Annotated in this window: 20 protein-coding genes; 10 read left to right on the plus strand and 10 right to left on the minus strand. The window is 67.7% G+C overall.

Translation table 11 applies throughout. The features are described 5' to 3' along the window. Nucleotide 1 precedes the first annotated feature (1 nt). Both HNP52_RS18680 and HNP52_RS18685 read left to right on the plus strand, forming a co-directional pair. Nucleotides 2-2,155 carry a type I secretion system permease/ATPase gene (locus HNP52_RS18680; RefSeq protein WP_184169108.1) on the plus strand — a complete coding sequence of 718 codons (2,154 nt, stop codon included), beginning with the start codon at nucleotides 2-4 and terminating at the stop codon, nucleotides 2,153-2,155. Further along, entirely contained in the window at nucleotides 2,152-3,546 is a 1,395-nt protein-coding gene (locus HNP52_RS18685; RefSeq protein ID WP_184169109.1) for an HlyD family type I secretion periplasmic adaptor subunit, read from the plus strand. Before HNP52_RS18680 ends, HNP52_RS18685 begins: the two co-directional genes overlap by 4 nt. 282 nt (nucleotides 3,547-3,828) lie before the next feature. Here HNP52_RS18685 and HNP52_RS18690 read toward each other — a convergent pair whose 3' ends face one another. Further along, a complete protein-coding gene (locus HNP52_RS18690) occupies nucleotides 3,829-5,217 on the minus strand; it encodes an exopolysaccharide biosynthesis polyprenyl glycosylphosphotransferase (RefSeq protein ID WP_184169110.1) in 1,389 nt (462 codons plus the stop codon). Nucleotides 5,218-5,388: 171 nt separating this feature from the next. On the opposite strand from HNP52_RS18690, the gene HNP52_RS18695 reads away from it, so the two are divergent. Then, nucleotides 5,389-6,738, plus strand: coding sequence for an MFS transporter (locus HNP52_RS18695; RefSeq protein ID WP_184169111.1), 1,350 nt, complete (start codon nucleotides 5,389-5,391; stop codon nucleotides 6,736-6,738). 39 nt (nucleotides 6,739-6,777) lie between these two features. Here the strand turns inward: HNP52_RS18695 and HNP52_RS18700 are convergent, their stop codons facing one another. Beyond that, nucleotides 6,778-9,063 (minus strand): glycoside hydrolase family 3 N-terminal domain-containing protein, encoded by a 2,286-nt coding sequence (locus HNP52_RS18700; protein ID WP_184169112.1) that lies wholly within the window; start codon nucleotides 9,061-9,063, stop codon nucleotides 6,778-6,780. 206 nt (nucleotides 9,064-9,269) lie between these two features. Here HNP52_RS18700 and HNP52_RS18705 point away from each other — a divergent pair, with 206 nt between their 5' ends. Both HNP52_RS18705 and HNP52_RS18710 read left to right on the plus strand, forming a co-directional pair. Continuing rightward, the gene (locus HNP52_RS18705) at nucleotides 9,270-10,286 is read left to right on the plus strand and encodes a LacI family DNA-binding transcriptional regulator (protein WP_184169113.1); all 1,017 of its coding nucleotides are present in this window, start codon (nucleotides 9,270-9,272) and stop codon (nucleotides 10,284-10,286) included. A 171-nt stretch (nucleotides 10,287-10,457) separates the two neighbouring features. After that, entirely contained in the window at nucleotides 10,458-11,891 is a 1,434-nt protein-coding gene (locus HNP52_RS18710; RefSeq protein WP_184169114.1) for a glucoamylase family protein, read from the plus strand. 152 nt (nucleotides 11,892-12,043) lie between these two features. Here the strand turns inward: HNP52_RS18710 and HNP52_RS18715 are convergent, their stop codons facing one another. Both HNP52_RS18715 and HNP52_RS18720 read right to left on the minus strand, forming a co-directional pair. Next, the gene (locus HNP52_RS18715) at nucleotides 12,044-13,849 is read right to left on the minus strand and encodes a family 43 glycosylhydrolase (protein WP_184169115.1); all 1,806 of its coding nucleotides are present in this window, start codon (nucleotides 13,847-13,849) and stop codon (nucleotides 12,044-12,046) included. Between the two features lie 77 nt (nucleotides 13,850-13,926). Beyond that, on the minus strand, nucleotides 13,927-16,866 hold the full coding sequence (locus HNP52_RS18720; protein WP_311768515.1) for a TonB-dependent receptor domain-containing protein: 2,940 nt from the start codon (nucleotides 16,864-16,866) through the stop codon (nucleotides 13,927-13,929). 260 nt (nucleotides 16,867-17,126) lie between these two features. Here HNP52_RS18720 and hslV point away from each other — a divergent pair, with 260 nt between their 5' ends. Together hslV and HNP52_RS18730 are read left to right on the plus strand one after the other, a co-directional pair. Next, nucleotides 17,127-17,678: an ATP-dependent protease subunit HslV gene (hslV, locus tag HNP52_RS18725; protein ID WP_184169116.1), complete on the plus strand. Its 552-nt coding sequence runs from the start codon at nucleotides 17,127-17,129 to the stop codon at nucleotides 17,676-17,678. Nucleotides 17,679-17,697: 19 nt separating this feature from the next. Beyond that, nucleotides 17,698-18,066, plus strand: coding sequence for a hypothetical protein (locus tag HNP52_RS18730; RefSeq protein ID WP_184169117.1), 369 nt, complete (start codon nucleotides 17,698-17,700; stop codon nucleotides 18,064-18,066). Nucleotides 18,067-18,142: 76 nt separating this feature from the next. Here HNP52_RS18730 and HNP52_RS18735 read toward each other — a convergent pair whose 3' ends face one another. Then, nucleotides 18,143-18,463, minus strand: a complete 321-nt coding sequence (locus HNP52_RS18735) for a hypothetical protein (RefSeq protein WP_184169118.1) — start codon at nucleotides 18,461-18,463, stop codon at nucleotides 18,143-18,145. Between the two features lie 116 nt (nucleotides 18,464-18,579). Between HNP52_RS18735 and HNP52_RS18740 the strand changes: the two genes are divergently transcribed. The 3 genes from HNP52_RS18740 to hslU all read left to right on the plus strand — a co-directional run bounded on the left by HNP52_RS18740 (nucleotide 18,580) and on the right by hslU (nucleotide 22,127). Further along, nucleotides 18,580-19,404 carry a 23S rRNA (adenine(2030)-N(6))-methyltransferase RlmJ gene (locus HNP52_RS18740; RefSeq protein ID WP_184169119.1) on the plus strand — a complete coding sequence of 275 codons (825 nt, stop codon included), beginning with the start codon at nucleotides 18,580-18,582 and terminating at the stop codon, nucleotides 19,402-19,404. A gap of 244 nt (nucleotides 19,405-19,648) precedes the next feature. Then, a complete protein-coding gene (locus tag HNP52_RS18745) occupies nucleotides 19,649-20,773 on the plus strand; it encodes an FAD-dependent oxidoreductase (RefSeq protein WP_184169120.1) in 1,125 nt (374 codons plus the stop codon). A gap of 61 nt (nucleotides 20,774-20,834) precedes the next feature. Next, a complete protein-coding gene (gene hslU, locus HNP52_RS18750; RefSeq protein ID WP_184169121.1) occupies nucleotides 20,835-22,127 on the plus strand; it encodes an ATP-dependent protease ATPase subunit HslU in 1,293 nt (430 codons plus the stop codon). 45 nt (nucleotides 22,128-22,172) lie between these two features. Here the strand turns inward: hslU and HNP52_RS18755 are convergent, their stop codons facing one another. From HNP52_RS18755 to HNP52_RS18775, 5 genes are all read right to left on the minus strand, one after another. Next, entirely contained in the window at nucleotides 22,173-22,574 is a 402-nt protein-coding gene (locus HNP52_RS18755) for a DUF6491 family protein (protein ID WP_221416489.1), read from the minus strand. 11 nt (nucleotides 22,575-22,585) lie between these two features. Beyond that, nucleotides 22,586-22,975 carry a hypothetical protein gene (locus HNP52_RS18760; RefSeq protein WP_184169122.1) on the minus strand — a complete coding sequence of 130 codons (390 nt, stop codon included), beginning with the start codon at nucleotides 22,973-22,975 and terminating at the stop codon, nucleotides 22,586-22,588. A 51-nt stretch (nucleotides 22,976-23,026) separates the two neighbouring features. Beyond that, nucleotides 23,027-23,752: a hydroxyacylglutathione hydrolase gene (gloB, locus tag HNP52_RS18765; protein WP_184169123.1), complete on the minus strand. Its 726-nt coding sequence runs from the start codon at nucleotides 23,750-23,752 to the stop codon at nucleotides 23,027-23,029. An 81-nt stretch (nucleotides 23,753-23,833) separates the two neighbouring features. After that, entirely contained in the window at nucleotides 23,834-24,862 is a 1,029-nt protein-coding gene (locus HNP52_RS18770) for a nitronate monooxygenase family protein (protein ID WP_221416491.1), read from the minus strand. Continuing rightward, entirely contained in the window at nucleotides 24,856-25,311 is a 456-nt protein-coding gene (locus HNP52_RS18775; RefSeq protein WP_184169124.1) for a VOC family protein, read from the minus strand. Before HNP52_RS18775 ends, HNP52_RS18770 begins: the two co-directional genes overlap by 7 nt. Nucleotides 25,312-25,345 lie beyond the last annotated feature (34 nt).

Here is a 25,345-nt window from a genome sequence, read left to right on the forward strand (position 1 = left end):
CATGCAGCAGGACCTGAGCTTCGAGCCGGCCAGCCCCGCGCCGGACAACGCGCTGGCCGCCTTCGCCCTGATCCTCGCCATGCACCGCGTCGCCGCGGACCCGGCCGAGCTGCGCCACGATCTCGGGCACGGCGATCCCGTCGGCACGCGCGACCTGCTCCGCCTGGCCAAGCGCATCGATGGCGTCCGCGCCCGCGCGACCAAAGCCGATTTCGATCGCCTCCGCCGCCTGCCGATGCCGGTGCTCGCCAGCGGCCCGCAGGGCTGGTTCGTGATCGGCCGGGTCGGCGAGGATGCCGCCGCCGTCCAGCGCCCCGGCGAGCCGATCGCCCGCTGGGACCGCGCCGCGCTCACCGCCAACTGGTCGGGTGAGCTGCTCCTTGTCACCACCCGCGAGTCCGCTCAGGTCGCCGCGCCCGCCTTCGACATGACCTGGTTCATCCCCCAGATCGTCAAATACCGCCGGCTGATCGGCGAGGTGCTGCTGATCACCCTCGCGCTCAACCTGCTCGGGCTCGCCGCCCCCCTCTTCTTCCAGAATGTCGTCGACAAGGTGCTGGCGCATAACAGCCTCGCCACGCTGCAGGTGCTGGCGATCGGGCTGGTGCTGGTCTCGCTCTGGGAAGTCGCGTTCGGCTGGCTGCGCACCCGCCTCTATTCGGAGACCAGCCAGAAGCTCGACGTCGAGCTCGGCAGCCGCCTCTTCCGCCACCTGCTCCGCCTCCCCCTCGCCTGGTTCGAGAACCGCCGCGTCGGCGACACCGTCACCCGCGTCCGCGAACTGGAGACGGTACGCGAGTTCATGACCAGCGCTTCGCTCACCGTGCTGGTCGATCCCCTCTTCACCATCGTCTTCCTGGTGGCGATGTGGCTCTACTCGCCGCTGCTCTTCATCATCGTCGCGCTCACTTTGCCCGCCTATGTGATCGTCTCGCTCGTCGTCACCGGCCCGCTGCGCCGCCGCCTCGACGAGAAGTTCGCGCGCGGCGCCGCCAACAACGCGCTGCTCGTCGAGAGCGTCTCGGGCATGCAGACGCTCAAGTCCGCCGCGGTCGAGCCGCTCTGGCAGGATCGCTGGGAGCGCCAGCTCGCCGCATACAGCGCGGCCAACCAGCGCGTTATCAACCTCGGCAATTCGGGCAGCCAGGCGGTCCAGCTGATCTCGAAGCTCAGCCTCGCCGCGATCCTGTTCTTCGGCGCGCAACAGGTGATCGCCGGCGCGCTCACCGTCGGCGGGCTGGTCGCGTTCAACATGTTCGCCCAGCGCGTCTCCGGCCCGGTGATCCGCATGGCCCAGCTCTGGCAGGACTTCCAGCAGGTCCGCCTCTCGGTCCAGCGGATGGGCGACATCCTCAACGCCGGCCCCGAGCCCGGCGCCGGTTCGCGCACCACCCTCCCGGCGCTCCACGGCCATATCCATTTCGAGAATGTCCGCTTCCGCTATGCCGCCGACGGCCCCTGGACGCTCGACGACATCAATCTCGATCTGCCCGCCGGCGCCACGCTCGGCATCGCCGGCGCCTCGGGCTCGGGCAAGTCGACGATGACCAAATTGCTCCAGCGCCTCTATCTGCCGGCCAGCGGCCGCGTGCTGATCGACGGCGTCGACCTGGCCCAGATCGATCCCGCCTGGCTCCGCCGCCAGATCGGCGTGGTGCTGCAGGAGAATGTCCTGTTCAACCGCTCGATCCGCGACAATATCGCACTCGCCGATCCGGCGCTGCCGATCGACCGGGTGATGACCGCCGCGCGGCTGGCCGGCGCGCATGACTTCATCCTCGCCCTCCCGCACGGATACGACACGATCGTCGAGGAGCGCGGCGTCAACTTCTCCGGCGGCCAGCGCCAGCGCCTCGCCATTGCCCGCGCGCTGATCGCCAACCCGCGCATCCTGATCCTCGATGAAGCCACTTCCGCGCTGGATGCCGAGAGCGAGGAGATCGTCCAGCGCAACCTCAAGGCGATCGCCGCCGGCCGCACCGTCCTCATCATCGCCCACCGCCTCTCCGCGATCCGCCAGTGCGACCGCATCCTGACGCTCGACAAGGGCCGCATCGTCGAGAGCGGCACGCATGACGAGCTGCTCCGCCTCGACGGCCGCTATGCCGCGCTCCACCACCGCCAGATCGGCGTGCAGGCAGGCGCGGCGGCATGAACGCGATCACCCACCACTGGACCGCGATCCGCGACGCACTCGACAATGAGCGTGCCCGCGCCCGCACCGCGATGCGCACAGAGGAGACCGACTTCCTTCCCGCCGCGCTCGAAGTGGTCGAGCGCCCGGTCTCGCCCACCGCGCGGATCACCGCCTGGGTGCTGCTCGGCCTGCTCGTCGTCGCCCTGCTCTGGCTGTTCCTCGGCCGCGTCGATGTCGTCGCTTCCGCCCCCGGCCGCCTCGTCCCCGCCGACGACGTCAAGCTGATCCAGCCCGGCGCGGGTGGCGTGGTCCGCGCCATCCTCGTGCGCGACGGCCAGCAGGTCCGCGCCGGCCAGCCTTTGGTCGAGCTCGACCCTACCGTCTCCGATGCCGATGCCGCCCAGGCCGGCAAGGCGCTGGAGGCCGCCGAACTCGATGCCGCCCGGCTGCGCGCGATCCTCTCCGGGCTCGACGGCCAGGGCCTGCGCTTCACGCCGCCCGCCGGCACCACGCCCGAAGTCGCCGCCACCCAGGTCGCGCTCGCCCGCGCCCAGCTCGCCGAGATCCAGGCCGGCACCCAGACTCGCGCCGCCGACACCGAAGCCGCCCGCGCCGCCCGCGCCGAGGCGCAAATCCAGGCCGCCAAGCTCGGCGAGACGCTACCGTTGCTCGACGAGCAGATCGAAGCGAACGAGAAGCTGCTCGAGAAGGGCTATGTCTCGAAGCTCAAGGTGATCGAGATGCGCCGCCAGCGCCTCGCCGCCGCGCGCGACCGCGACGCCGCGCTCGCCACCGCGCGCAAGGCCCAGGCCCAGATCGCCGTCGCCGGCGGCAATTCCAGCCAGTCCGCCGCCGAGGCGCGCGCCCGGATCCTCGCCGATCTCGCCAAGGCGGAGAGCGACGCCCGGCTGCGCAAGGAGGAGCTGACCAAGGCCACAAAACGCTCGAGCCTCCAGCGCCTGGTCAGCCCGGTCGACGGAACCGTCACCCAGCTCGCGGTGCACACGGTCGGCGGCGTGGTCGAGGCGGCCAAGCCGATCATGGTGATCGTGCCGGCCCGCGGGAAGCTGATTGCCGAAGTGGCGATCGCCAACAAGGATGTCGGCTTCATCACTGCCGGCCAGCCGGTCGCGCTCAAGATCGAGGCCTTCCCCTTCACCCGCTATGGCGCGGTGCCGGGCAAGCTCGAGCAGATCAGCTCGGACGCGGTTCAGGACGAGAAACAGGGCCTGATCTACACCGCCCGCATTGCCCTCGACCGCGCGACGATCCAGCGCGATGGCGCCCTGGTGAAGCTAACCCCCGGCATGGCGGTAACCGCCGACATCCGCACCGGCCGCCGCTCGCTCGCTTCCTATCTGCTGAGCCCGATCGACGAGATCCGCACGACCGCCGGCCGGGAGCGGTAGCCCTTACCCTAGTTCCCAACCTTCACTCGTCATCCCCGCGAAGGCGGGGATCCAGGATGGCAGAGCGGCGTCCCTTGTGACTCTGGATCCCCGCCTTCGCGGGGATGACGAAGGGTTAGAACAAGGCCCTTCTCCCCAATCGTCATCCCGGCGAAAGCCGGGATCTCAGGCGAAGGCGCGGGGAAAGAGCCGCACGAGATCCCGGCTTTCGCCGGGATGACGGCTAGGGTGTCGCGAACTTCGAGAACTTTGGATAGCCGCCGCCCCCGCTGTAGGACGCGGTCAATACGCGTTGTGATGCATCAGCACCTGCGCCGTCCGCACCAGGATCGAGATGTCGCGCAGCAGCGACCAGCCATGCTGGTATTCCAGATCCGCTTCGAGCCGGTCGATGATGTCGCGCCTGGTATTGGTCGCGCCGCGAAAGCCGCGGATCTGCGCCAGGCCGGTGATGCCGGGTTTGAGCGCGTGGCGATGCCAATATTGCCGGTCGACCCGCCAGAACAGCTCATCCCCGGCGGTCGATCCCAGCGCATGCGGGCGCGGGCCGACCAGGCTCATCTCGCCGAACAGCACGTTGATCAGCTGGGGCAGCTCGTCGATGCTGGTCATCCGGATCAGCCGGCCGACCTTGGTGATCCGGTCGTCGTCGCGGCTGGCCGAGCGCGCGCCGGTCGCGTCGCTGGTCTCCACGCGCATGCTGCGGAACTTGAGGATCTGGAAGATCCGGTTGCCGCGCCCCATCCGCTCCTGGCGGAAGAACACCGGCCCCGGCGAATCGAGCTTGATCGCGATCGCGACCATCACCAGCACCGGCAGCAGCATCAGCAGCGCCGGGATCGTGATCGCCAGGTCGAGCGCGCGCTTCTTCACGCGATTGGCGCGGTTGAGCGGGCCCCAGGAGACCACCACCGTCGTCACGCCGTCGCGCTGGCGCGTGGTCAGCGGGCCCAGCTCGGCGATCTCGGGCACCACGATCTCGCCGACGATGTTGACGCCCTTCAGTGCCCGCGCCCATTCGGCCTTGCGCTCGGGCGCGCAGGCGATGACCACCCGGTCATAGTCCTGCAGCACGGTGCCGAGGCGATCGAGCATGTACGGATCGTCGAGATCGGTACGCAGCCCGGCGAGCCGCGCATCGAGCACTTCCCGGTTACGATAGGGTCGCGGCGCCATCGCCCCGTCGGTGATCACCAGCTCGACGCTGAGCTGGCCGAAAGCCTTGCGAACCATGTGGCAGATCAGCAGCCGCTGGGCGAGCAGCAGCGTCAGCGCGGTGACCATCGCCATGCCCAGCGCGAAGCGCGGCACCTTGCCGGTCACCCGAAGCGCAAAGGCGGCGAACAGGAAGACGAGCAGGGTCGTGGCGAAGGAGAGCAAAGCCTGGCGCACGCTCTTGCTCGGCTTGGTCAGGCAGCGCGGGTTATAGGCCTGGTTCTGGAACGCAATCGCAGCATGGACGAACAGCAGCCCCGCCATCGCGGTCCACAATTCGTCGGAGATATGGCGCGGTTCTTCAATCACCAGCGCCACGGCGAAGCCCAGCGCCAAGGCCAGCGCGTCGGACGCGATCAGCGATAAACTGAGCCAGATCTTGGCGTTGCGCCGCGCCACTTTCGCAAGCGGCGTTCTGGTTGGAACCCCCTGGATCGCCAAGTCGATCTTGGACATGGGCCACCGATACTCCCTGAGCTCAAATACGCGAGCTTGTTGCGACGCAACATGACTTGGAGGTTAGAGAACACAAGCGGCCAGCGCGGGTACGTGCCGGATACGAGACGATCCGTTCCGGTGTGAGATAAGGCGGTGACTGACGGGGGCGAGCCGCGCTAGAAAGCCCCCATGATCGCCCGTCTCGGCGCCGCGCCGGCGCGCATCCGGCTGCTGTTCTTCGCCTTCGGGGACTTCGCCTTCAATCTCTACTGGCAGAGCATCATGCTCTTCCTGCTCTTCTACTATACCGAGGCGCTGGGCCTGCCGGTGGCGACCGCCGCGGCGATCTACACCGTCGCCTCGGTCTGGGACGGGCTGGCCAATTTCCTCGCCGGCGCGGTGGCGGACAGGCGCGAGCCCGGGCGCGGCTATGGCCGGTTCCTGATGCTGGGCAGCGTGCCCCTCGGCCTCGCCTTCGTCCTCACCTATCTCCCCCCGCTCGCCACCGGCTGGTGGGGACTGGCGACGGTCTTCCTCGGGCATTTGCTGTTCCGCACCGCCTATGCCGCGGTCAACGTGCCCTATCTGGCGATGAGCGCGCGGGTGAGCAGCGACAGCCGCGACCGCGCCTTCCTCGCCGGCATGCGCATGGTGTTCGGCACGATGGCGGCGGTGCTGGTCGCCCGCGGCACACTGCCCTTCGGCGCGTGGATCGCCGGGAGCACGGTGCCCGCCCAGGCCTATCTCGGCGCCGCGATCCTGTTCGCCGTCCTCGGCACCGGCATCCTCATGCTGGTCGGCGCCAGCTACCGCGAGCAGGTCGTGCCCGTCCGCGCCCAGCCGCCCTCGATCGCCGCGAGCCTGCGCAGCCTCGCCGCCAACCGCGCCTTCGTCACGCTCAACCTGGCGATGATGGCGATGATCGTCGCGGTGACGATCCTCAACAAGTCAGTGCTCTATTATTTCAAGTATTTCGTCGGCGACGCCGTGGCCGGGCAGAGCGCGCTGGCCTGGATGGGCGTGGTCGGCGCGGCCGCCGTACCCTTGTGGATGCTGCTCCAGCGCCTGCTCGGCACGCGCAGCCTCTGGTTCCTCGCCGCCGCCTTCTGCATGGCCGGGCTGCTGCTGTTCAGCAGCATCCATATCGACAAGGCCGGCCCGATGCAGCTCTTCCTCGTCACGATGCAGGCGGTGATCGTCGGGCTCCACTTCGCCTATTGGGCGATGCTGCCCAACACGGTGGAATATGGCGAGAAGACCACCGGCCTGCGGGTCGAGGGTGCGGTGTTCGGCATGGCCGCCCTGCTCCAGCGCATCGCCATCGGCGTCGCCACGCTGCTGCTCGCCGCCGGCTTCGACTCCGCCGGCTTCGTCGCCAATGTCCGCCAGAGCGAGGCGACGCTGGCGACAATGCGCTTCACCATCGCGCTGGTGCCGCTCGCCTTCCTGGCGTTGTCGGTGGTGCTGATGTGGCTCAACCCGCTCGGCCGCGGCGAGCATGCGAAGATCGTCAGGGACCTGGAGGACCGCGCCTCCTAGCGGAAAGGCCGGAGCACCGGCCCCGGCCTTTCCGTTGGATCACGCCACCAGCGTGAACTGGGCATGCACCCCGTCGGCCTGGGCCGAGGGTGCGATCCACAGGTCGAACAGGCCGGGCTCGACGGTCGGCTTGTTGTCGCGGCCAATGAACAGCAGCTGCTCGCGCTTGAGCTTGAAGGTCACCGTCTCGCTCGCCCCCGGCGCCAGTGCCAGCTTGCGGAACGCCTTGAGCTCGCGCACCGGCCGGGTCACGCTCGCCACCCGGTCGCGGATATAGAGCTGGACCACTTCCTCGATCGCATGCGCGCCCGAATTGGTGATCTTCGCCGAGACGCTGATCTCGCCGTCCCAGGCCAGGTTCGCCGGCACCGCGAGGTCCGAATAGCCGACCTTGCCATAGGTCAGGCCATGGCCGAACGGGAACAAAGCCGAGTTCGGGATGCCGCGATAATGCGCCTTGTAGGGCTGCAGCGCGCCTTCCGGGTTCGGACGGCCGGTCGGCTTGTGGTTGTAGTAGAAGGGCTGCTGCCCCGGCGAGCGCGGGAAGCTGCACGGCAGGCGGCCGGCCGGGCTATAGTCGCCGAACAGCACATCGGCGGTGGCGTTGCCGCCTTCCGAGCCCAGGAACCAGGTGACCAGGATCGACGGTGCATTGAGCACCGCGCCCTCGAGCGCCAGCGCGCGGCCGTTCTTGAGCACCACCACGATCGGCTTGCCGGTCTTGGCCACTGCTTCCGCGAGTTCCATCTGCGGCGCGGGAATGACGATCTCGGCGCGCGACTGCGCCTCGCCCGACATGTTCTCGCTCTCGCCGATCGCCAGGATCACCACGTCCGCCGCGTTCGCCGCGGCCACCGCCGCCTCGATCCCGCCGGCCAGCGGTTCCTCGACCTTCGAGCCGAGCGTCACGCTCACCGCATTCCTGTCGGCCACCGCGCCGCGCACGCCCGTCGCCAGATCGATCGCTAGCTTGTTGTCGCCGTAAACCACCCAGGGCCCGTTGATGTCGTGCTGCCCTTCCGCGAACGGGCCGATGATCGCGATCTTCTTGCCGCTCTTGGGCAGCGGCAGCAGGTCGCCGTCATTCTTGAGCATCACGATCGACTTGCGGCCGGCCTCGCGCGACAGCGCGATCGCCTGCTTGGTGCGCGAGCGCGCCTTTTCGCGCTTGGCGTCGATGCGGCGGAACGGATCCTCGAACAGGCCGAGCCTGGCCTTCATCACCAGCACCTTGCGCACCGATTCGTCGACCCGCGCGATCGGCACTTCGCCCTTGGCGACCAGGTCGGGCAGGTGATCGCGGTAATAGCCGCTGGTCATGCTCATATCGACGCCGGCCAGGAAGGCGAGCTTGGCCGCCTCGCGCGCGTCCGCCGCGAAGCCATGGTCGATCATCTCCATGTCGCCGGTGTAATCCGAGACGACGAAGCCATCGAACTTCCACTCGTCGAGCAGCAGCGTGCGCATCAGCCATTCATTGCCGGTCGAGGGAATGCCCGAGATCTCGTTGAACGAGGCCATGCCGGTGAGCGCACCGGCGTCGATCGCCGTCTTGAACGGCGGCAGATAGACTTCGCGCAGCGTCCGCTCGGACATGTCGACGCTGTTATAGTCGAGCCCCGCCTCGGCCGCGCCATAGGCGGCGAAGTGCTTGAAGCAGGCCAGCATCGAATCGATCGCCTTCAGGTCCTTGCCCTGGAAGCCGCGCACGCGCGCCGCCGCGATCAGTTCGCCGAGCAAGGTATCCTCGCCCGCGCCTTCCATCGTGCGGCCCCAGCGCTGGTCGCGCGCGATGTCGACCATCGGCGCGAAGGTCCAGTCGATGCCGGCCGCGGCGCCTTCGTACGACGCCATGCGCGCGGTGCGCTCGGCCAGGTCGGGATCGAAGGCCGCGGCCTCGCCCACCGGAACCGGGAAGATCGTGCGGTGGCCATGGATCACGTCGGCGGCGAACAGCAGCGGGATCTTGAGGCGCGACTTGGTCATCGCCACCGTCTGCATCCGCCGCGCCATTTCGGCGCCATTGCCGTTGAACACGCCGGTCAGGCGCCCCTTCTCGACCTCGGCGAGCTGCCCGTCGAAGCTCGGACCATTGGTCGGCGGATTGAGCGCAGTCGCGACGGTACCGGACCAGGCGGCCGGCAGCAGCGTCAGCTGCCCGGCCTTTTCCTCCACCGTCATCTTGGCGATCAGCGAATCGATGAAGGCGGGCGCCGGCATCTGGCCGGCCGCCTGCAGCATCGCGCGCGCCGGGCTCGCGGCCCAGGCCGCGACAGCGCCTGCGCCCATCAGAGCCGCGCGCCGCGAAATCCTGGTGTCGAACATCGTGTTTCCTCTCCTGTGCGCCCCTGGCCAACCACCAACGGACATTGTCTCAACCATATCCGGTCGCGAAACTTTTTTGCTTGTCGCAACCGTCCGTAACCGGTTACATAACTCGCACACGGCTTGCATTGCAATCGCCGAAGCGGTCTGAAACGCAGGAAACATGCGCCCAAGCTTTTGGGGGGCCGAGGGAGGAAGGGACTGAAATGGCCGAGGCCACCATCCGGGATGTCGCGCGCCGCGCCGAGGTATCGGTCGCGTCGGTGTCGCGCGCCCTGAACGGCCTGGACAATGTCCGTGCCGAGACCCGCGAAAAGGTCATCAAGGCCGCGAACGAGCTCGGCTATGTCCCGCATGCCGGCGCGCGCAGCCTCAGCCTGGCCCGCGCCCATGCGATCGGCGTCGTCCTGCCCGACCTGCACGGCGAGTTCTTCTCCGAATGCGTGCGCGGCATGGACAAGGAAGCCAGCCGGCGCGGCTATCTGCTGCTCCTCTCCAATATGCATGACGACAGCGACCAGGCGGCGGTGGCATTGCGCGCGATGCGCGGCCGGGTCGACGGGCTGCTGGTCATGGCACCGCACATCGCGCCCGAGACGCTCGAGCATGCGATCCCGCCCGCGCTCCCCTCGGTGATGCTCAACAGCCATGCCGACCTGCCCGGCCGCCCGGCGCTGCGCTTCGACAACCGCGCCGGCGCCGAGGCGATGGTCGATCATCTCGTCGCCAATGGCTATCGCCACATCGTCCATATCGCCGGGCCCGAGGGCAATCTCGACGCCGCCCAGCGCGCCGATGGCTATCTCGCCGCCTGCGCCCGCCACGCCCTGCCCGCGCGCATCCTGCCCGGCGACTTCAACGAGGAAGCCGGCGAAGCCGCCGCGCGCGAGATCCTGGCGAGCAGCACGCCCACCGACGCGGTGTTCGCCGCCAACGACATGATGGCGATCGGCTGCCTCCACGCCCTGCGTTCCGCCGGCACCCAGGTGCCCGAGCAGATCGCCGTCGCCGGCTTCGACGACGTGCCGCTCGCCCGGTATCTCTCGCTCAGCACGATCCGGGTGAACATCGCCGAGATGGGCGCCCGCGCCGTCGCCCGGCTGATCGACCTGCTCGAAGGCAAGGACCTGACCCGTGCCAGCGAGACCCTCCCCCCCGAGCTGGTTACGCGCGCCACCACGGCGCCGCGCACCGCTCACCCCAACGGAGCCGCGCATGCGTGACCGCGGCTCCGTCCCTTTTTCGGCCTGGGATGTAACCGGTTCCAGAGCCAATCTCCGCGGATACACCCCCCTCGGGGGCGGCACCTCATGCGCTGCCCCCAATTTTTCCGGCCGGAACTCCGGCCCGGGGTGGACCCTTCACTCTCTCTTATCGTGTATGAGGCTTTGGACATGATCGACCGGCGCGCGCTCCTCTCGCAGTCTTCGGCGCTGCTCGCGGCCACGGCAGTGCCCGGCGCCGCCGCGGCCCAGTCGCGCAAGGGCGCGGGCGTCCGCACGCTGCCCGCCTTCTACGAGGACATCGAGTACCGCACCTTCCGCTGGTTCTGGGAAACCGCGCGGCGCGACAACGGCCTGGTGCCCGATCGCTACCCCTCGCCCAGCTTCTGCTCGATCGCTTCGGTCGGCTTCGCGCTCACCGCCTACCCGGTCGGCGTCGAGCGCGGCTGGATCACCCGCGCCGAGGCACGCGACCTCACCCTCACCACGCTGCGCTTCTTCTGGGAAGCGCCGCAGGGCCCGGAGCCGAGCGGCAATATCGGCTACAAGGGCTTCTATTATCACTTCATCGACATGATCAGCGGCGCGCGCTTCGGCCGCACCGAACTGTCCAGCGTCGATACCACGCTGCTGCTGATGGGCGTGTTGTTCGCCGGCCAATATTATGACCGCGCCGATGCGAAGGAGCGCGAGATCCGCGATCTCGCCCACAAGCTCTATGCCCGGGCCGACTGGAACTTCTTCCGCTCGGACGGCCGCAAGCCCGTGTCGATGGGCTGGCATCCGGAGCGCGGCCTGATCCCGAGCAGCTGGACCGGCTATAACGAGGGCATGTTCGTCTACATCCTCGGCCTGGGCGCGCCGGAGCATCCGCTCCCGGCCGACAGCTGGGACGTGTGGACCGCAACCTATCCGCGCAGCTGGCGCGGCGAAGGCCCTACCCGCCACATCGCCTTCGCGCCGCTGTTCGGCCACCAGTATAGCGAGTGCTGGATCGATTTCCGCGGCATCCGCGACAAGGTGATGCGCGAGGCCGGGTTCGACTATTTCGAGAACAGCCGCCGCGCCACCTATGCCAGCCGCGCCTATTGCATCGCCAATCCGCAGGGCTGGGACGGCTGGTCGAAGGATATCTGGGGCCTCACCGCCTGTGACGGGCCCGGCGGCTTCAAGCTCGACTTCAAGGGCAAGCCCACCGACTTCTTCGGCTATTCGGCACGCGGCCCGCTCGGCCAGCCCGACGGCCGCGACGATGGCACCCTGGCACCCACCGCGGCGCTCGGCTCGCTGCCCTTCGCGCCCGAGATCGTGATCCCGGCCGCAGAGGCGATGCGCCGCGAACATGGCGACCTGCTCTACGGCAAGTACGGCTTCTTCGATTCGTTCAACCCGAGCTTCCGCTGGACCGACAAGAAGCTGTCGAACGGCCGCGTCGATCCGGTGAAGGGCTGGTACGACACCGACTATATCGGCATCGACCAGGGCCCGATCCTGCTCCAGGCGGCGAACTACCGAAACGACTTCGTCTGGAAGCGCATGCAAGGCTGCGCACCCGTCCGGAAGGGCCTGAAGGCCGCCGGGTTCACCGGGGGGTGGTTGGTCTAGCCCGTTAAATTCCCCTCCCTGCAAGGGAGGGGCTAGGGGTGGGTTAGAAAAGGCCGGGCTCGACGCCCGGCCTTTTCTTTGACCGGCCCGCAGGGCTCGCTTCGCTCGCAACCCACCCCCGACCCCTCCCTTGCAGGGAGGGGAGATGGAGGTCAGCGTATCCGCACCGCCTTGGTCCGCCGCGAAACCCCATTCTCGTCGAACGCCTCGACCGCGACCCAATAATCCACCCCGACATTGAGCGCGCGGATGTCGAGCGCCGCGCCCTGGTCGGCCCAGCGCTGATAGGTCAGCGTCAGCCGGTCCGGCCGCACGCCCCACAGCACGTTGTAGCCGACCGCGCCGGGCACCGGCTTCCACGCCACATGCGCATTGCGGGCATCGCTGTCGCGCTTCGCCGTCACGCCGCCCGGCGCCGCGGGCGCCTTGCCGCCGGCGGAGCCGAACACGCGCAGGTCGGCGATCGCCAGGTTCCGGCCGCCGACATGGCCGTGCACATAGCGCACGTACCGCGCCTGCACCGGCGCCGGCAGCTGGAAATAGGCATTGGGCCGGTCGCGGCGCGGCGCCTCGGTCTTCGCCAGCGGCGTCCAGTTCTTCCCGTCGAGCGAGGATTGCAGCTCGAACTCGGTATAGATGTCCGGCGCGTCGCCGAAGCGCCCGGCCTTGTAGTCGGCGAAGTTGACCTGCACCGCGCGCAGCGTCTTCGCCGCGCCCAGGTCCACTGTCAGCGTCTCGCCGGGCTTGTTCGCGCCCGCGACCCAGAAGCTGCGCGGATCCTCGTCGGTCGCGCGGTTCGCCGCGAACTCGCCCTGGGTGGACGAAGCCACCGCCTGCTTCTTGTACGAAAGCAGCATCCAGCCGGTGAACAGGCTCTCCGGGTCCTCGACCTTGCCGGTCGGGGCATAGTGCGGGAAATCGCCGAACCGGGTCGACACCGCCATCTGCCCGTCCGCCCAGAACCTGGCCGGCCACATCCCGATGCGGCGCTCGAAGGTCCAGTTGTACCCGATCCACGGCGTGCCGGTGTTCCACCAATTGCCGTTGACGTCCTGGAAGGTCGAGCCATGCCCGGCCCCCTGCACGAAGCCCCCGGGCTTGTAGGCGACCGGGTTCCACGGCGCGTATTCGAACGGCCCCAGCGGCTTGTCCGATACATAGGTGCCGTTGGAGTAGGCGTTATATTCGGTGCCCGGCGCGCCGTACTGGAGGAAGTAGCGGCCGTTCACCTTGGTCATCCAGGCGCCTTCCATGAAGGGCTGGATCGGCGTCCCGTTGGGCAGGGTGCCCGAATGATCCTGGCCGAACCGCTCCCAGCCATGCTGGTCGGGATGCAGCGACAGCATCGGCTTCGGCTTGCCCTTGTAGATGAGCTTGCCGTCCTCGAATGCGATCTCGATGCCGTAGAGCGGGAAGACGTTCGACGAGCCCCAGTACAGGTACCATTTGCCGTCGTCGTCCTTGAACAGCGCGGGGTCCCAGGGACCGGGCGGCACCTTGTCCTCGCCCGGCGCCGGCACATGCCCCTCGCCCACCGAATCGACCAGCTCGGGCATCCTGCGCACGAAGAAGTCGAGTTGGCCGCTGTCCGGATCGGTGGTCGACAGGATCGATTCCGCCCGCGTCATCGACGGCTGGATCAGGATGCGCTCGCCGTCGCTCCACACCGCCGGCGCGACGATCGAATTGAACGGCCAGCGGCTCGGCTTGATGAAGGTCCAGTGGACCAGGTCGCTCGACGACCAGTATCCGTCCGCCAGCGTCTGGAAGAGGTAGTACTTCCCCTTGTGGGTGACGATCGCCGGGTCCGCGCCGGTGCGATACGAGACGCCCTGGTTCACCTGCTCGAAATTGTAGCGGTAGTCGATGTCGATCGGATTGGCATAGGTCTGGCGCACCGCCTGCGCCTGCGCGCTCCCCGCCATTCCCAGCCCGGCCAGCACGAATCCGATACGCATCTTCACTTCCCCGAATAAGAAGGGGGAGGAAAGCCGATAGGCTCGCCTCCCCCCGAAATTGTCCGTTCGAACCGGGCTTAGAACTTGTAGCCCAGGCGGAACTGGATGCGCCGCGGCAGCGTGATCGTGTTGTTGCCGATGCGGCCCGGATCGAGCGGATCGGTCGCGCTGAAGAAGCCGTCGAAGTCCTTGAAGTTCTTGTTGTTGAACGCATTCAGGATGTCGACCGCGGCCTCGACCTGGCCGATGCCGTTGATCTTGAAGCGGTTCGCCAGCGTCAGGTTGACTTCGCAGAAGGCGAAGAGCCCCTCGATGCAGTTCTTCTCCGGATAGGCCGAGGTGATGCGCAGCTTGCCGGTGTCGAAGCCCTGGGTGGCGTCGGTGACCTGATAGGCCTGGCCGCTACCCAGCTGGGTGACCGTCGAGAACGAGAAGCCCAGCGGCAGGTCGACCATGCCCGAGATCACCACCCGGTGACGCTCGTCGCCCGGACGGGCACGCCAGCCATAGGCATCCGGCGTGATGCCATCGAGGCTGAACAGGTCGTTGCCGTTCTGCTCGGCCTTGGACAGCGTATAGGCGATGTTGAGGCCCCAGCCCGACGACTTGGTGTAGTTCTTGTCGAGCGTGACGAAGAGCGCCTTGTAGCGCGTGTCGAGGCCGTCATAGCCGATCAGGACGTTGGCATAGCCGTACGGCACCACCGTCGAGGTGTTGCAGCAATTGCCCAGGCCGTTGTTCTGACGCGTCGCGAACAGGTTGGTATAGCCGTTGCGGCCGCGCTGGTACGAGCCGGTGATCGAGGCCTGGAACACGCCGATACGCTGGCGCACGCCGAGGCTGAACTGGTCGTTGACCGGCGGCTTGGCATCGTTCTTCACCGCGAACAGCTCGGGCAGGCCCGCCCCTGCGGCGCTGGCGCGCAGCGCGATCAGGCCCTCGCGGGTCAGGTAGGACGGATTCCACGCCACGGTCGGCAGGCCCGAACGCGGCGCGCCATTGGTCGAGAAGCGGAACACGCCGATCGGGTTGAGCACGCGCGACAGCTCGTCGACCGTGTTGTTGAAGTTGTTGCGGTCGTAATAGCGGCCCCAGCCGCCGAAGATCACCGTCGAGCGATCGCCCTTGAGGTCATAGGAGAAGCCGACGCGCGGCGCGAAGGCGCCGGTGAACGGCTTACGGTCATGCCCGTCGGTGATGTAGTTCTCGGGGTCGAAATAATAGGTCTTGGGCAGCGAACGCAGCGCGGCGGCGGCGCTGGCCGGCGTCACATATTCGTTGTTGAAGCCGTTGGTCTCATAGTCCCAGCGCACGCCCAGGTTGAGCTGCAGGCGCGGGGTGAGGTTCCAGTCGTCCTGCACATAGACGCCGACCTGGGTGTTCGATGCCTGGATCAGCGAATTGCCCAGGCCCAGGCGCGCCTCGCTCGGGAAGGCGAAGCTGAGGTTGTTCCCGGGGTCGCTGACGAAGGTGTAGTGCGGCTGGACATAGGCCTGGTTGTCGAAGGTGATGTCGGTCACCTGGACGCGCACGCCCGCCTTGAACACATGGCCCGCAATGCCCGAATAGGTGAAGTCGTTGCGGAACGTGTAGCTGTTCTGCGTCTCGCGGCGGGTCGAGTCCTTGCCGCCCGCGATGATCACGCCGGCATATTCATATTGCGGCAGCTCGGGGTGCAGCGAGGTCGGGTTGAACGTGTAGTTCAGGTAGCTGGCATTGAACTCGTTGACGAAGTTGCTGCCGTTATACGCCCATTTGAACTGGTAGGTGTCGACCCGGTTCTTCTTGTTCTCCGCCGCCTCATAGGAGGTCTGGTTGCCGAAGCCCTGGATGTCGGACTCGTCGCGGCGGCTGAACGACAGATCGAAGGTCTGGCGATCGTCCGGGGTCAGGGTCAGCTTGCCGAAGTAGAAGTCGCTGCGGAACGGGCTGACGAACGCGCCCTCGAGCGTGCTGATGTCGCGGCCGAGCGAAGCCGAGGCCGCGGCGCGCAGCGCGGGCGTGCCGCCGGCGACGACGTTGAACGCGCGGTCCTGGTCGTTGCCTTCATAGGCGCCGAAGAAGAACAGCTTGTCCTTGATGATCGGGCCGCCCAGCGCCGCGCCGTACTGCTTGCGCTCGAACGCCGGCTCGGCGCGGTTGTTGCGCTTGTCGAGGTACGACTTCTCGCTGAGGCTCTTGTCGGTGTACTGGCCGAAGATCTCGCCGTGGAACTCGTTGGTGCCCGACTTGGTGATCGCGGTCACGATCGCGGCGCCGGCCTGCTCATACTCGGCCTTGTAGTTCTGCGTCAGGACGCGGAATTCCTGCACGGCGAGCTGGCCGAACGGGTTGCCGCGGCTGTTCTGCTGGCCGGCGATGCCGCCCTCGCGCAGCTGGTTCTTCAGGCTGACGCCGTCGATGAACACATTGACCTGGCTCGCGGTCGACGCGCCCGAGGTGATGCCCTTGTCGGTCTCGCTGTCATTGTAGCGCACGCCCGGGGCGAGTGCCGCAAAGGCCAGGAAGTTGCGATCGGTCTGCGGCAGGCGCTCGATCTGGGTGGTGCTGACGTTGGTGGCGACTTCGCTGGTGCGCGTCTCGCGCAGGCGGGTGCCGGTCACCACGATCTGGCTGCCCTCGGTCGGTGCGGTCGCTGCGGCGCCGCCCACCGCCAGGTCGAGGCTGGCCGCCTCGCCGACGCCGACGACGATGTTCTGGCTCACCGTCTCGGTGCCGGCGGTCGCGGTCACTTCATATTCGCCGGGGCGCAGGCCGTTCAGCGCATAGCCGCCATTGGCGTCGCTCACCGCGCGGAAGGTCTGGTTGGTCGCGATGCTGCGCGCGGTCACCTGGGCGCCCGCGGCGGCACTGCCGTCGGCGCCGGTCACCTGGCCGCTCAGGCTGGCGGTGCTCACCTGGGCGGATGCCAGCGTCGGCAGCATCACTGCGCCGCCCGCAAGCAGGGTAGCGGCGGCCATTGCCGTCGCCGAGATGCCACGTGTCAGGACACGACGCTTCGAATTGGAAATCGCCACTCTAATCCTCCCCAGCCCAAGGCTGTAATCGGTTACAAACTCGGATCCGCATTGGTCTTGTTTTTATGCGCGGACAGAAACGCCCCCTGGAACCGGTTACATGAAACTGTCAATCCCATGTTTGCGTCAGCGTTGTCGGGAGCGCATTTTGCTGCGGTGCGATGTGTCCCGCATGCAACACTCGTCCCTGGCTGGCGCGATCGACCGGTCATCGGGAGTCCCTCTTGCGGCGCATGCGGGGTGTTCCCCATATCTGCGCCATGAGCGAAACAAACGCGTGGCACGGCACGACGATCCTTTCCGTGCGCAAATCCGGCAAAGTGGTGATTGCAGGCGACGGGCAGGTCTCCGCCGGCAACACCGTGATGAAGCCCAATGCCCGCAAGGTGCGGCCGCTGGGCGATGGCAAGGTGATCGCGGGCTTCGCCGGCGCCACCGCCGACGCCTTCACCCTGTTCGAGCGGCTCGAGGCCAAGCTGGAGCGTCATAACGGCCAGCTGCTCCGCGCCGCGGTCGAACTCGCCAAGGACTGGCGAACCGACAAATATCTCCGCAACCTCGAGGCGATGCTGATCGTCGCCGACGCCGAAGTGACGCTTGTCGTCACCGGCAATGGCGACGTGCTGGAGCCCGAAGGCGGTGTCGCCGCGATCGGCTCGGGTGGCAATTTCGCCCTCGCCGCCGCCCGCGCGCTGGTCGATTACGAAAGCGATCCCGAGAAGATCGCACGGGCTGCGATGAAGATCGCCGGCGAGCTCTGCGTCTACACCAACGATCGCCTCACGGTCGAAACGCTGGACAGCGCCAATTAACCATCGCATCGGCGGCGGCATGAAGTTCCGCATGGATTATGACGCCGCCCGCAACCGCATCCTGGTCGAGATCCGCGATTTCTGGACGATCGAGACCGTCCGCGAATTCGCGGCGGCGGCAGGCGCCAAGGCCCAGGAAGTCCTCGCGATCCGCAACGATTACGACGTGCTGATCGACTCGCGCGACTTCCCGGTCCAGGCGAACGACGTCGCCGACCTGCTGCCCAGCATCGCCGAGGCCGGCCTCACCCTCACCTCGGGCCGCGCCGCCTCGGTGGTCGGCAGCCACCTCAACAAGCTCCAGGCCGAGCGCACCCAGACGCACCCCCGGATGCGGATCTTCATGACGATGGAAGAAGCCGAAGCCTGGCTCGCGGAAGCGCGCTGACATTCGGCCCCTTCCTGGTTCCCCGGCGAAGGCCGGGGCCCAGTCTCAACGCAGCTGGTCAGGCGCGGCGAGCGCCTCAATTGCCGTCGGCGTCGACCATGAACACCATCGGCCGCCCGCGCGACATCGGCTCCCAGCCAGCCGACAGGGCGGCGCGCACGCACCGCGAGATCGTGGCGTCATCGAGCTGGAGACGACCGCGTGGCAACCCCTTCAACAGCCGCTTGGGCGGCGGAAATTCCACCAATGCTTCGCGCTTGGCATCCTGCTGGAGAATGGAGATCGTCATTCCCTTCCAGCCTTGGTCATCCGACAGATGCGGTTCGCGCTGAAGGTGCCAATCATAGGATACGCCATCGACATTTACGGTGCCGGCATTGCCACGGGAGTTCGACATATGGCCGGCACTAGCATACCAGCCGTGGCGAAGCACGGGGCGGGTTCATGCCCCGGGTACAGGCGACGCCTGCATCTGGCGCATGCAAAGGCAAACCGGCAGGGTTTTGGGTTCCAATGAATTATCGCCATTCCTTCCATGCCGGCAACAGCGCCGATGTCGTGAAACATAGCCTGCTGATCGCCCTTGTCCGGGCCTTGCAGCAGAAACAGGGCGCACTGACCCTGATCGACACCCATGCCGGCTGCGGGATCTACGACCTTGGCGGCGAGCAGGCCCAGCGCACCGGCGAAGCCGCGCAAGGGGTGCTGCGTGCCTTTGCCGACGCGAACCCCTTGCTCGACGACTATCGCGCCGCCGTTCAGGCGGTGAATGTCGGGACGGAGCCGCAGCTCTACCCCGGCTCGCCGCAGTTCCTGGCGCAGCTCCTGCGCCCGCAGGATTTGCTGATCCTCAATGAAAAGCATCCCGAGGACGCCAATGCCCTGCGCGGCGCGATGCGCGGCACGCCCGCTGCCGTGCACGAGCGCGATGCCTATGAGCTCTGGCTGGCGATGCTCCCGACCCGAACGCCGCGCGGCGTGGTGGTGGTCGATCCGCCCTACGAGCAGACCGACGAACGCGCCCGCATCACCGCCACCCTTGCCGCGGCGCACCGCAAATGGGCGCATGGCGTGACGGTGATCTGGTATCCGCTGAAGGACCGCGCCACGCATCAGCGGTGGAAGGGCGATCTGCGCAGGCTCGGCATCCCGAAGTTCCTGGTCGTCGAGCATTGGATTTATGATGCCGATCAGCCCGGCATCTATAACGGCGCGGGGCTTTTCATCGTCAACCCGCCCTATGCCTTCACCCAGGCGCTGCCGCCCCTGCTGGAAGCCCTCCGCGCCGCACTGGCACCGGAAGGGCATAGGGGCGAGATCACGGCCGATTGGCTGTAAGCCTGGTCCCGGATCTGGGGTCACGATCATCCGCTCTCTAATCGTCATCCCGGCGAAAGCCGGGATCTCAGGCGACTCCTTCCCAGCGCCATCTCCCGAGATCCCGGCTTTCGCCGGGATGACGGATTTGACGTAGCGAGACGGATCGGCTCCGGGATGACGAACACACACCCATGAGCCCAGCTCATGCCTCCCCCAACCAAAACCAGGTTGAGCGCGGCCCCGCGCGCCCTACCCTGCAATCATGCAGATCGCCCGCCGCCCGCTGATCGCCTCCGCCGCGCTCGCCCTCCCCGCCTGCACGACGACCGCGCCGCGGCCCCGGCTCGCAAGCGCCAGCACCACCCGCGGCCCGAAATGCCTGCCGATCGTCAATGTCGCGCCAAGCCGCGTCATCCGCACGATCGCGGGCCTGCGCCCCTACCGGTCGCAAGGCTTCGTCGTCCGCGCCGAGGCGCTGGGCGACAAGCGCCTCGTCCATAATTACGGCCATGGCGGCGCCGGCATCACGCTGAGCTGGGGCACCTCGCGCCTCGCGGTCGATCTCGGCCTGCCCGGCCATAGCGGCCCGGTCGCGGTGCTCGGCTGCGGCATTGTCGGGCTCACCACCGCGCGGCTGCTCCAGGAAGCCGGACGCCAGGTCACGCTCTACGCCGCGCAGCTGCCGCCCCACACCACGTCGAACATCGCCGGCGGCCAGTGGCACCCGGCCAGCCTCTACGATCCCGATCAGGTCACCCCCGAATGGATCGCCCAGTTCAAGCTGGCGATGGACTATAGCTGGCGCCGCTTCCAGATCATGGTCGGCGAGGAATACGGCATCCGCTGGGTGCCGACCTATCTCCAGATGCGCGACGATCCGGCCGAGGATCCGGCCGAGCCCGATCTCTCCGGCGCCTATGAGGCCGACCGGGTGATCCTCGGCCCCGGCGAGCATCCCTTCCCGGTCCGGCGCGTCCGCCGCTTCAGCACCATGTATGCCGAGAGCGGCCATCTGCTGCGCCAGCTGATGCGCGACATCCAGATCGCCGGCGGCAGGTTCGTCATCCGCGACTTCGCCACCCCGGCCGACATCCTCGCGCTGCCCGAAACGCTTGTCTTCAACTGCACCGGCCTCGGCGCCGGCAAGCTGTTCGGCGATACCGGGATCGAGCCGGTGCGCGGCCAGCTCGCCGTGCTGCTCCCCCAGGGCGAGGTGCAATATGCCTTTGCCGGGCGCATGGGCTATATGTTCCCCCGCGCCGACGGGATTATCTGCGGCGGCACCTTCGAGCATGGCGAATGGGATCCGACGCCCCAGCCCGAACGGATCGCGAAGATCCTCGAACGCCAGCGGGACTTCTTCTCCGGCTTTCACTGTACGGCTTGAAGCGGACGGGGCGGCCCCCAACATCGGGGTCCGAAACGAAGCCAGAGTATCCAATCCCCCAATGAACGAGAATCTCACGCCCAAGGCGATCGTCGCCGCTCTCGATGCGCACATCATCGGCCAGAAGGATGCCAAGCGCGCCGTGTCGGTGGCGCTGCGCAACCGCTGGCGCCGCCAGCAGCTCTCGGCCGATCTCCGCGACGAGGTCACGCCGAAGAACATCCTGATGATCGGGCCGACCGGCTGCGGCAAGACCGAGATCAGCCGCCGCCTCGCCAAGCTCGCCGACGCCCCGTTCGTGAAGGTCGAGGCGACCAAGTTCACCGAAGTCGGCTATGTCGGCCGCGACGTCGAGCAGATCGCCCGCGACCTGGTCGAGGAAGCGATCCGGCTCGAGAAGGAGCGCCGCCGCGCCGCGGTGAAGGACAAGGCCGAGGAAGCGGCGATGGGCCGGTTGCTCGACGCGCTCACCGGCAAGGACTCGTCCACCGCCACGCGCGAAGCCTTCAAGCAGCGCTTCGCCGAGGGCACGCTCGACAATGCCGAGATCGAGATCGAAGTCGAGCAGGCCCAGGCCATGCCCTTCGACATCCCGGGCGGCGCGCCGCAGATGATCAACCTGGGCGAGATGATGAAGGGCCTTGCCGGCACCCCGCTCAAGCGCCGCAAGATGAGCGTCCGCGCCGCCTGGACCAAGCTGGTCGAGGAAGAGGCCGACAAGCGGCTCGACCAGGACGAGGTGAGTCGGGTTGCCTTGGCCGATGCCGAGGCGAACGGCATCGTCTTCCTCGATGAGATCGACAAGATCGCGGTGAGCGACGTGCGGGGTGGTTCGGTCAGCCGCGAAGGCGTGCAGCGCGACCTGCTGCCGCTGATCGAGGGCACCACCGTCGCCACGAAGTACGGCCCGATGAAGACCGATCACATCCTCTTCATTGCCTCGGGCGCGTTCCATGTCGCCAAGCCGAGCGACCTGCTCCCCGAGCTGCAGGGCCGTTTGCCGATCCGCGTCGAATTGAAGGGCCTGACCGAGGAGGATTTCGTCGCGATCCTGTCGGACACCAAGGCGAGCCTGGTGCAGCAGTACGCCGCCCTGCTCGGCACCGAGGGGGTCAGCATCGACTTCACCCAGGACGGCATCCGCGCGGTGGCGCGCATCGCTGCCGAGGTGAATGCCGAGGTCGAGAATATCGGCGCGCGCCGTCTGCAGACGGTGATGGAGAAGCTGCTCGAGGACATCAGCTTCGGTGCCGAGGACCGCAAGGGCGAGACGCTGGTGATCGACGGCGCCTATGTCGACAAGCAGCTCGCCGCGGTGGCGCGCAACACCGATCTCAGCCGCTACGTGCTGTGAAGTTCGAATCCCTCCCCCGCCGCGCCGGGGGAGGATTTTTTGGAGTTACCTGGCCTTCTCGTACGGCGTGAACTTGCCGAACATGCAATAGGCGCTCGGGATGCTCGATCCCGGATCGAGTACCCGGAACCGGTCGTTCCGGCAGATCTGCGACCCGTGCACCTCCACGATCAGCGTGGTGTAGGGCCGCAGTCCAGGACACGAGCTGCCCAGGTCGTTGCGCCACAAGGTGCGGCCCAGCGGCTTGTAGAGGATCGTATGGTCGTCGATGATCTGCGGCCCGTCGCTGTCGGTCACCGAGATGCAGTCCCGCGGTGCCCCGGCCACCCGGTCGCCCAGCGCCGAAGCCAGGTCCTTCTGCGCCTCGGCCTGTTGCGAGGCCATCATCTCGCTGCTCGCGGTACAGCCCGCCAGCCCGATCGCGGCGATCAGCATCGAAGCACGCATCGCCGCTCTCCTCACTTGCTATAGGGCACGAAGGGCCCCAGCGCGCACGATCCGGTCCACATGCCGCCGATCCGCGCCCGTGTCTGCACGGTATCGCCCCTGCAGACCCGCCCGCTGACGCTGGTGATCACCGGCAGGTCGCCGCGCGACAGGCCAGGGCAGGAGCCGATCAGGTCGCTGCGCCAGACCTTGTTGCGTCCGCCGATATAGAGGATCGTATTGGCATAGCCCTGCATCTCGCTCGTCCGCTGCGGCGGCAGGCAATCCACCGGCGCACCGGGGGTAAGCCCGGCAAGGCGCTTGGCGATCTTGGCATCGTCGCTGCTCGCGCCCTTCTGGGGCAGCGCGGTATTGGCCGCGCAGGCAGCGAGGATCAGAAGCGGTGTGGCGAAGCGGATCATCATCTGTCTCCCGTCGCCCCCGACACTGTCCGGACTATACGCCCGCGTCGATCAAAAAACATCCTTCGCGGCGCGCCGCTCGGCAAGCTGCTCGACGCTTTCCGCGCGCAGGAAGGGGTTGGTCGCCAGCTCGGCGCCGATCGTCGTCGGCACGGTCGGCTCGCCGGCTTCGCGGGCCGAATCCACCTCCGCCATGCGCAAGCGGAGGGATTCGTTCTCCGGCTCCACGCTGAGCGCGAAACGGCCGTTCGCCTGGGTATATTCGTGCGCGCAATAGACCTTTGTCTCGGGCGGCAGCGTCGCAAAGTACCGCATGTTGCGGAACATCTGCTCCGCCGTCCCCTCGAACAGCCGGCCGCAGCCCATCGCGAACAGCGTGTCGCCGACGAAGATGATGCCCTCGGACGCGAAATGGAAGGCGATGTGCCCGGCGGTATGCCCCGGCACGTCGACCACCTGCGCGACATGCTGGCCGACCTTGATCTTGTTGTTCGACCCCGCCAGCCAGTCGGCGCCCGGGATGCGCGTGCCCTCACCCGAAGGCGCGATGATCACCGCGCCGGTCTCCGCCTTCAGCTGCGCATTGCCGCCGGTATGGTCGGGATGCCAATGGGTATTGAGGATCGCGTTGAGCTTCCACCCGCGCAGCTTGAGCTCCTCGAGCACCGGCGCGGCAACGCCCGGATCGACCACGGCGGTCTTGTCCGCGCGCTTGTCGTGGATCAGCCAGATATAGTTGTCGCTGAGCGCTGGAATGCGGACGATCTCGAGTGCCATGATACCCTTCCGCTTTCCTTTTAGGCCTTTAACCAGACTTTACACCAATTCCGCGCAATTTTGCTGCGCGATCGTGCAGATTCAACGCCGCGCCGCGCGGAGTTCCTCGACCAGCCGGCGCACCAGCGCCTCTGCCCCCATCGCCCGCACCCGCGCCACGCTCGTCCCCGCCCAGAGCGGCGAATAATCGCCCCGGCCATCGGCCTCCGCATGCGCGCGCAACAGCGCGAGCGCGTTGGAGCCATAAGGGAAGGCCGGCACCTCCGTGCGGATGGGCCCCAGCTCGCGCATCAGCCGGTTGCGGATACCTTGCGCCTCCCGGCCCGAGAACAGGTTGGTGAACTGCGTCGTGACCCCGGTGCCGAGCAGCACGCGGAACGGTGCCGAGATACTGCTCTCATCCGCCGCCAGGAAGGCGGTGCCCAGCTGCACCGCGCTCGCCCCCGCCGCAAGCGTCCGGGCGATGTCCGCGCCGTCGGTGATCCCGCCCGCGGCGATCACCGGCACGGCGATCTTCTCGGCCAGCAGCTCGGCAAGCGGCACCGGCGCATGCGCATCGCCCAGGAACCAGCCGGCATGCCCGCCCGCTTCCGACCCCTGCGCGATCACCGCATCCACACCGCGCTCGGCGAGCCAGTGCATCTCCGCGCGCGTCGTCGCATTGCCGAGAACCAGCGCCCCGGCAGCCCGCACCCGGGCAAGCAGCGCGTCGTCCGGCAGCCCGAAATGGAAGCTGACGACCTCCGGCCGCGCCGCCTCGACCGCCGCGCACAGCGCATCGTCGAACGGCCGGCGCAGCGGCGGCGGCGTGCCGGGGGCGACGCCTTCCTCGGCATAATAGGGCGCGAGCAACGCCCGCCAGGCGCTTTCGTCCGGCGCCGGATCGGGCACATGATGGCAGAAGAAATTGAGGTTGAGCGGTCCCACCGCGCCGGCGCGAACCTCGGCGACCTGTGCGGCGAGCTGTTCGGGGGTCAGCAGCGCGCAGGGCAGCGATCCGACCGCTCCGCCCCGCATCGCCGCGATCGCGAGCCCGGGCCCGCCGGCACCGGCCATCGGCGCCTGGATGATCGGGGCGCGGGCCCCGATCGTCTCGAGAAAGCCTACCACTGCCCCGTGTTCGGCATCGACGCCCAGGGCTCGGCCGGCGGCAGCGGATCGCCCGCCTGGAGCAGCTCGATCGAGATGTTGTCGGGGGTGCGGACGAACGCCATGTTGCCGTCGCGCGGCGGGCGGTTGATCGTCACGCCGCCGTCCAGCAGCCGCTGGCAGGTCTCGTAGATATTGTCGACGCGGTAGGCCAGGTGCCCGAAATTGCGGCCGCCGGTGTATACCTCGGCCGGGCTGCCGTCCTCGGCCGGCCAGTTATAGGTCAGCTCGACCTCGGCATCGGCGCGCTTGCCCTCACCCTTGCTGTCCTCGTCGGCGGCGAGGAAGATCAGCGAGAACCGCCCCGCTTCACTGTCCATCCGCCGGACCTGCTTGAGGCCCAGCAGCTCGAAAAAGGCGATCGTGGCGTCGGGATCCGTCACGCGGATCATCGTGTGGAGATAGCGCATGCGGCGCGAGATAGGGGCGGGCAGAGGGAAGCGC

Origin of the sequence: Sphingomonas kyeonggiensis, assembly GCF_014204495.1 — a bacterium.
In the GTDB taxonomy this organism is placed as follows: domain Bacteria; phylum Pseudomonadota; class Alphaproteobacteria; order Sphingomonadales; family Sphingomonadaceae; genus Sphingomonas; species Sphingomonas kyeonggiensis_A.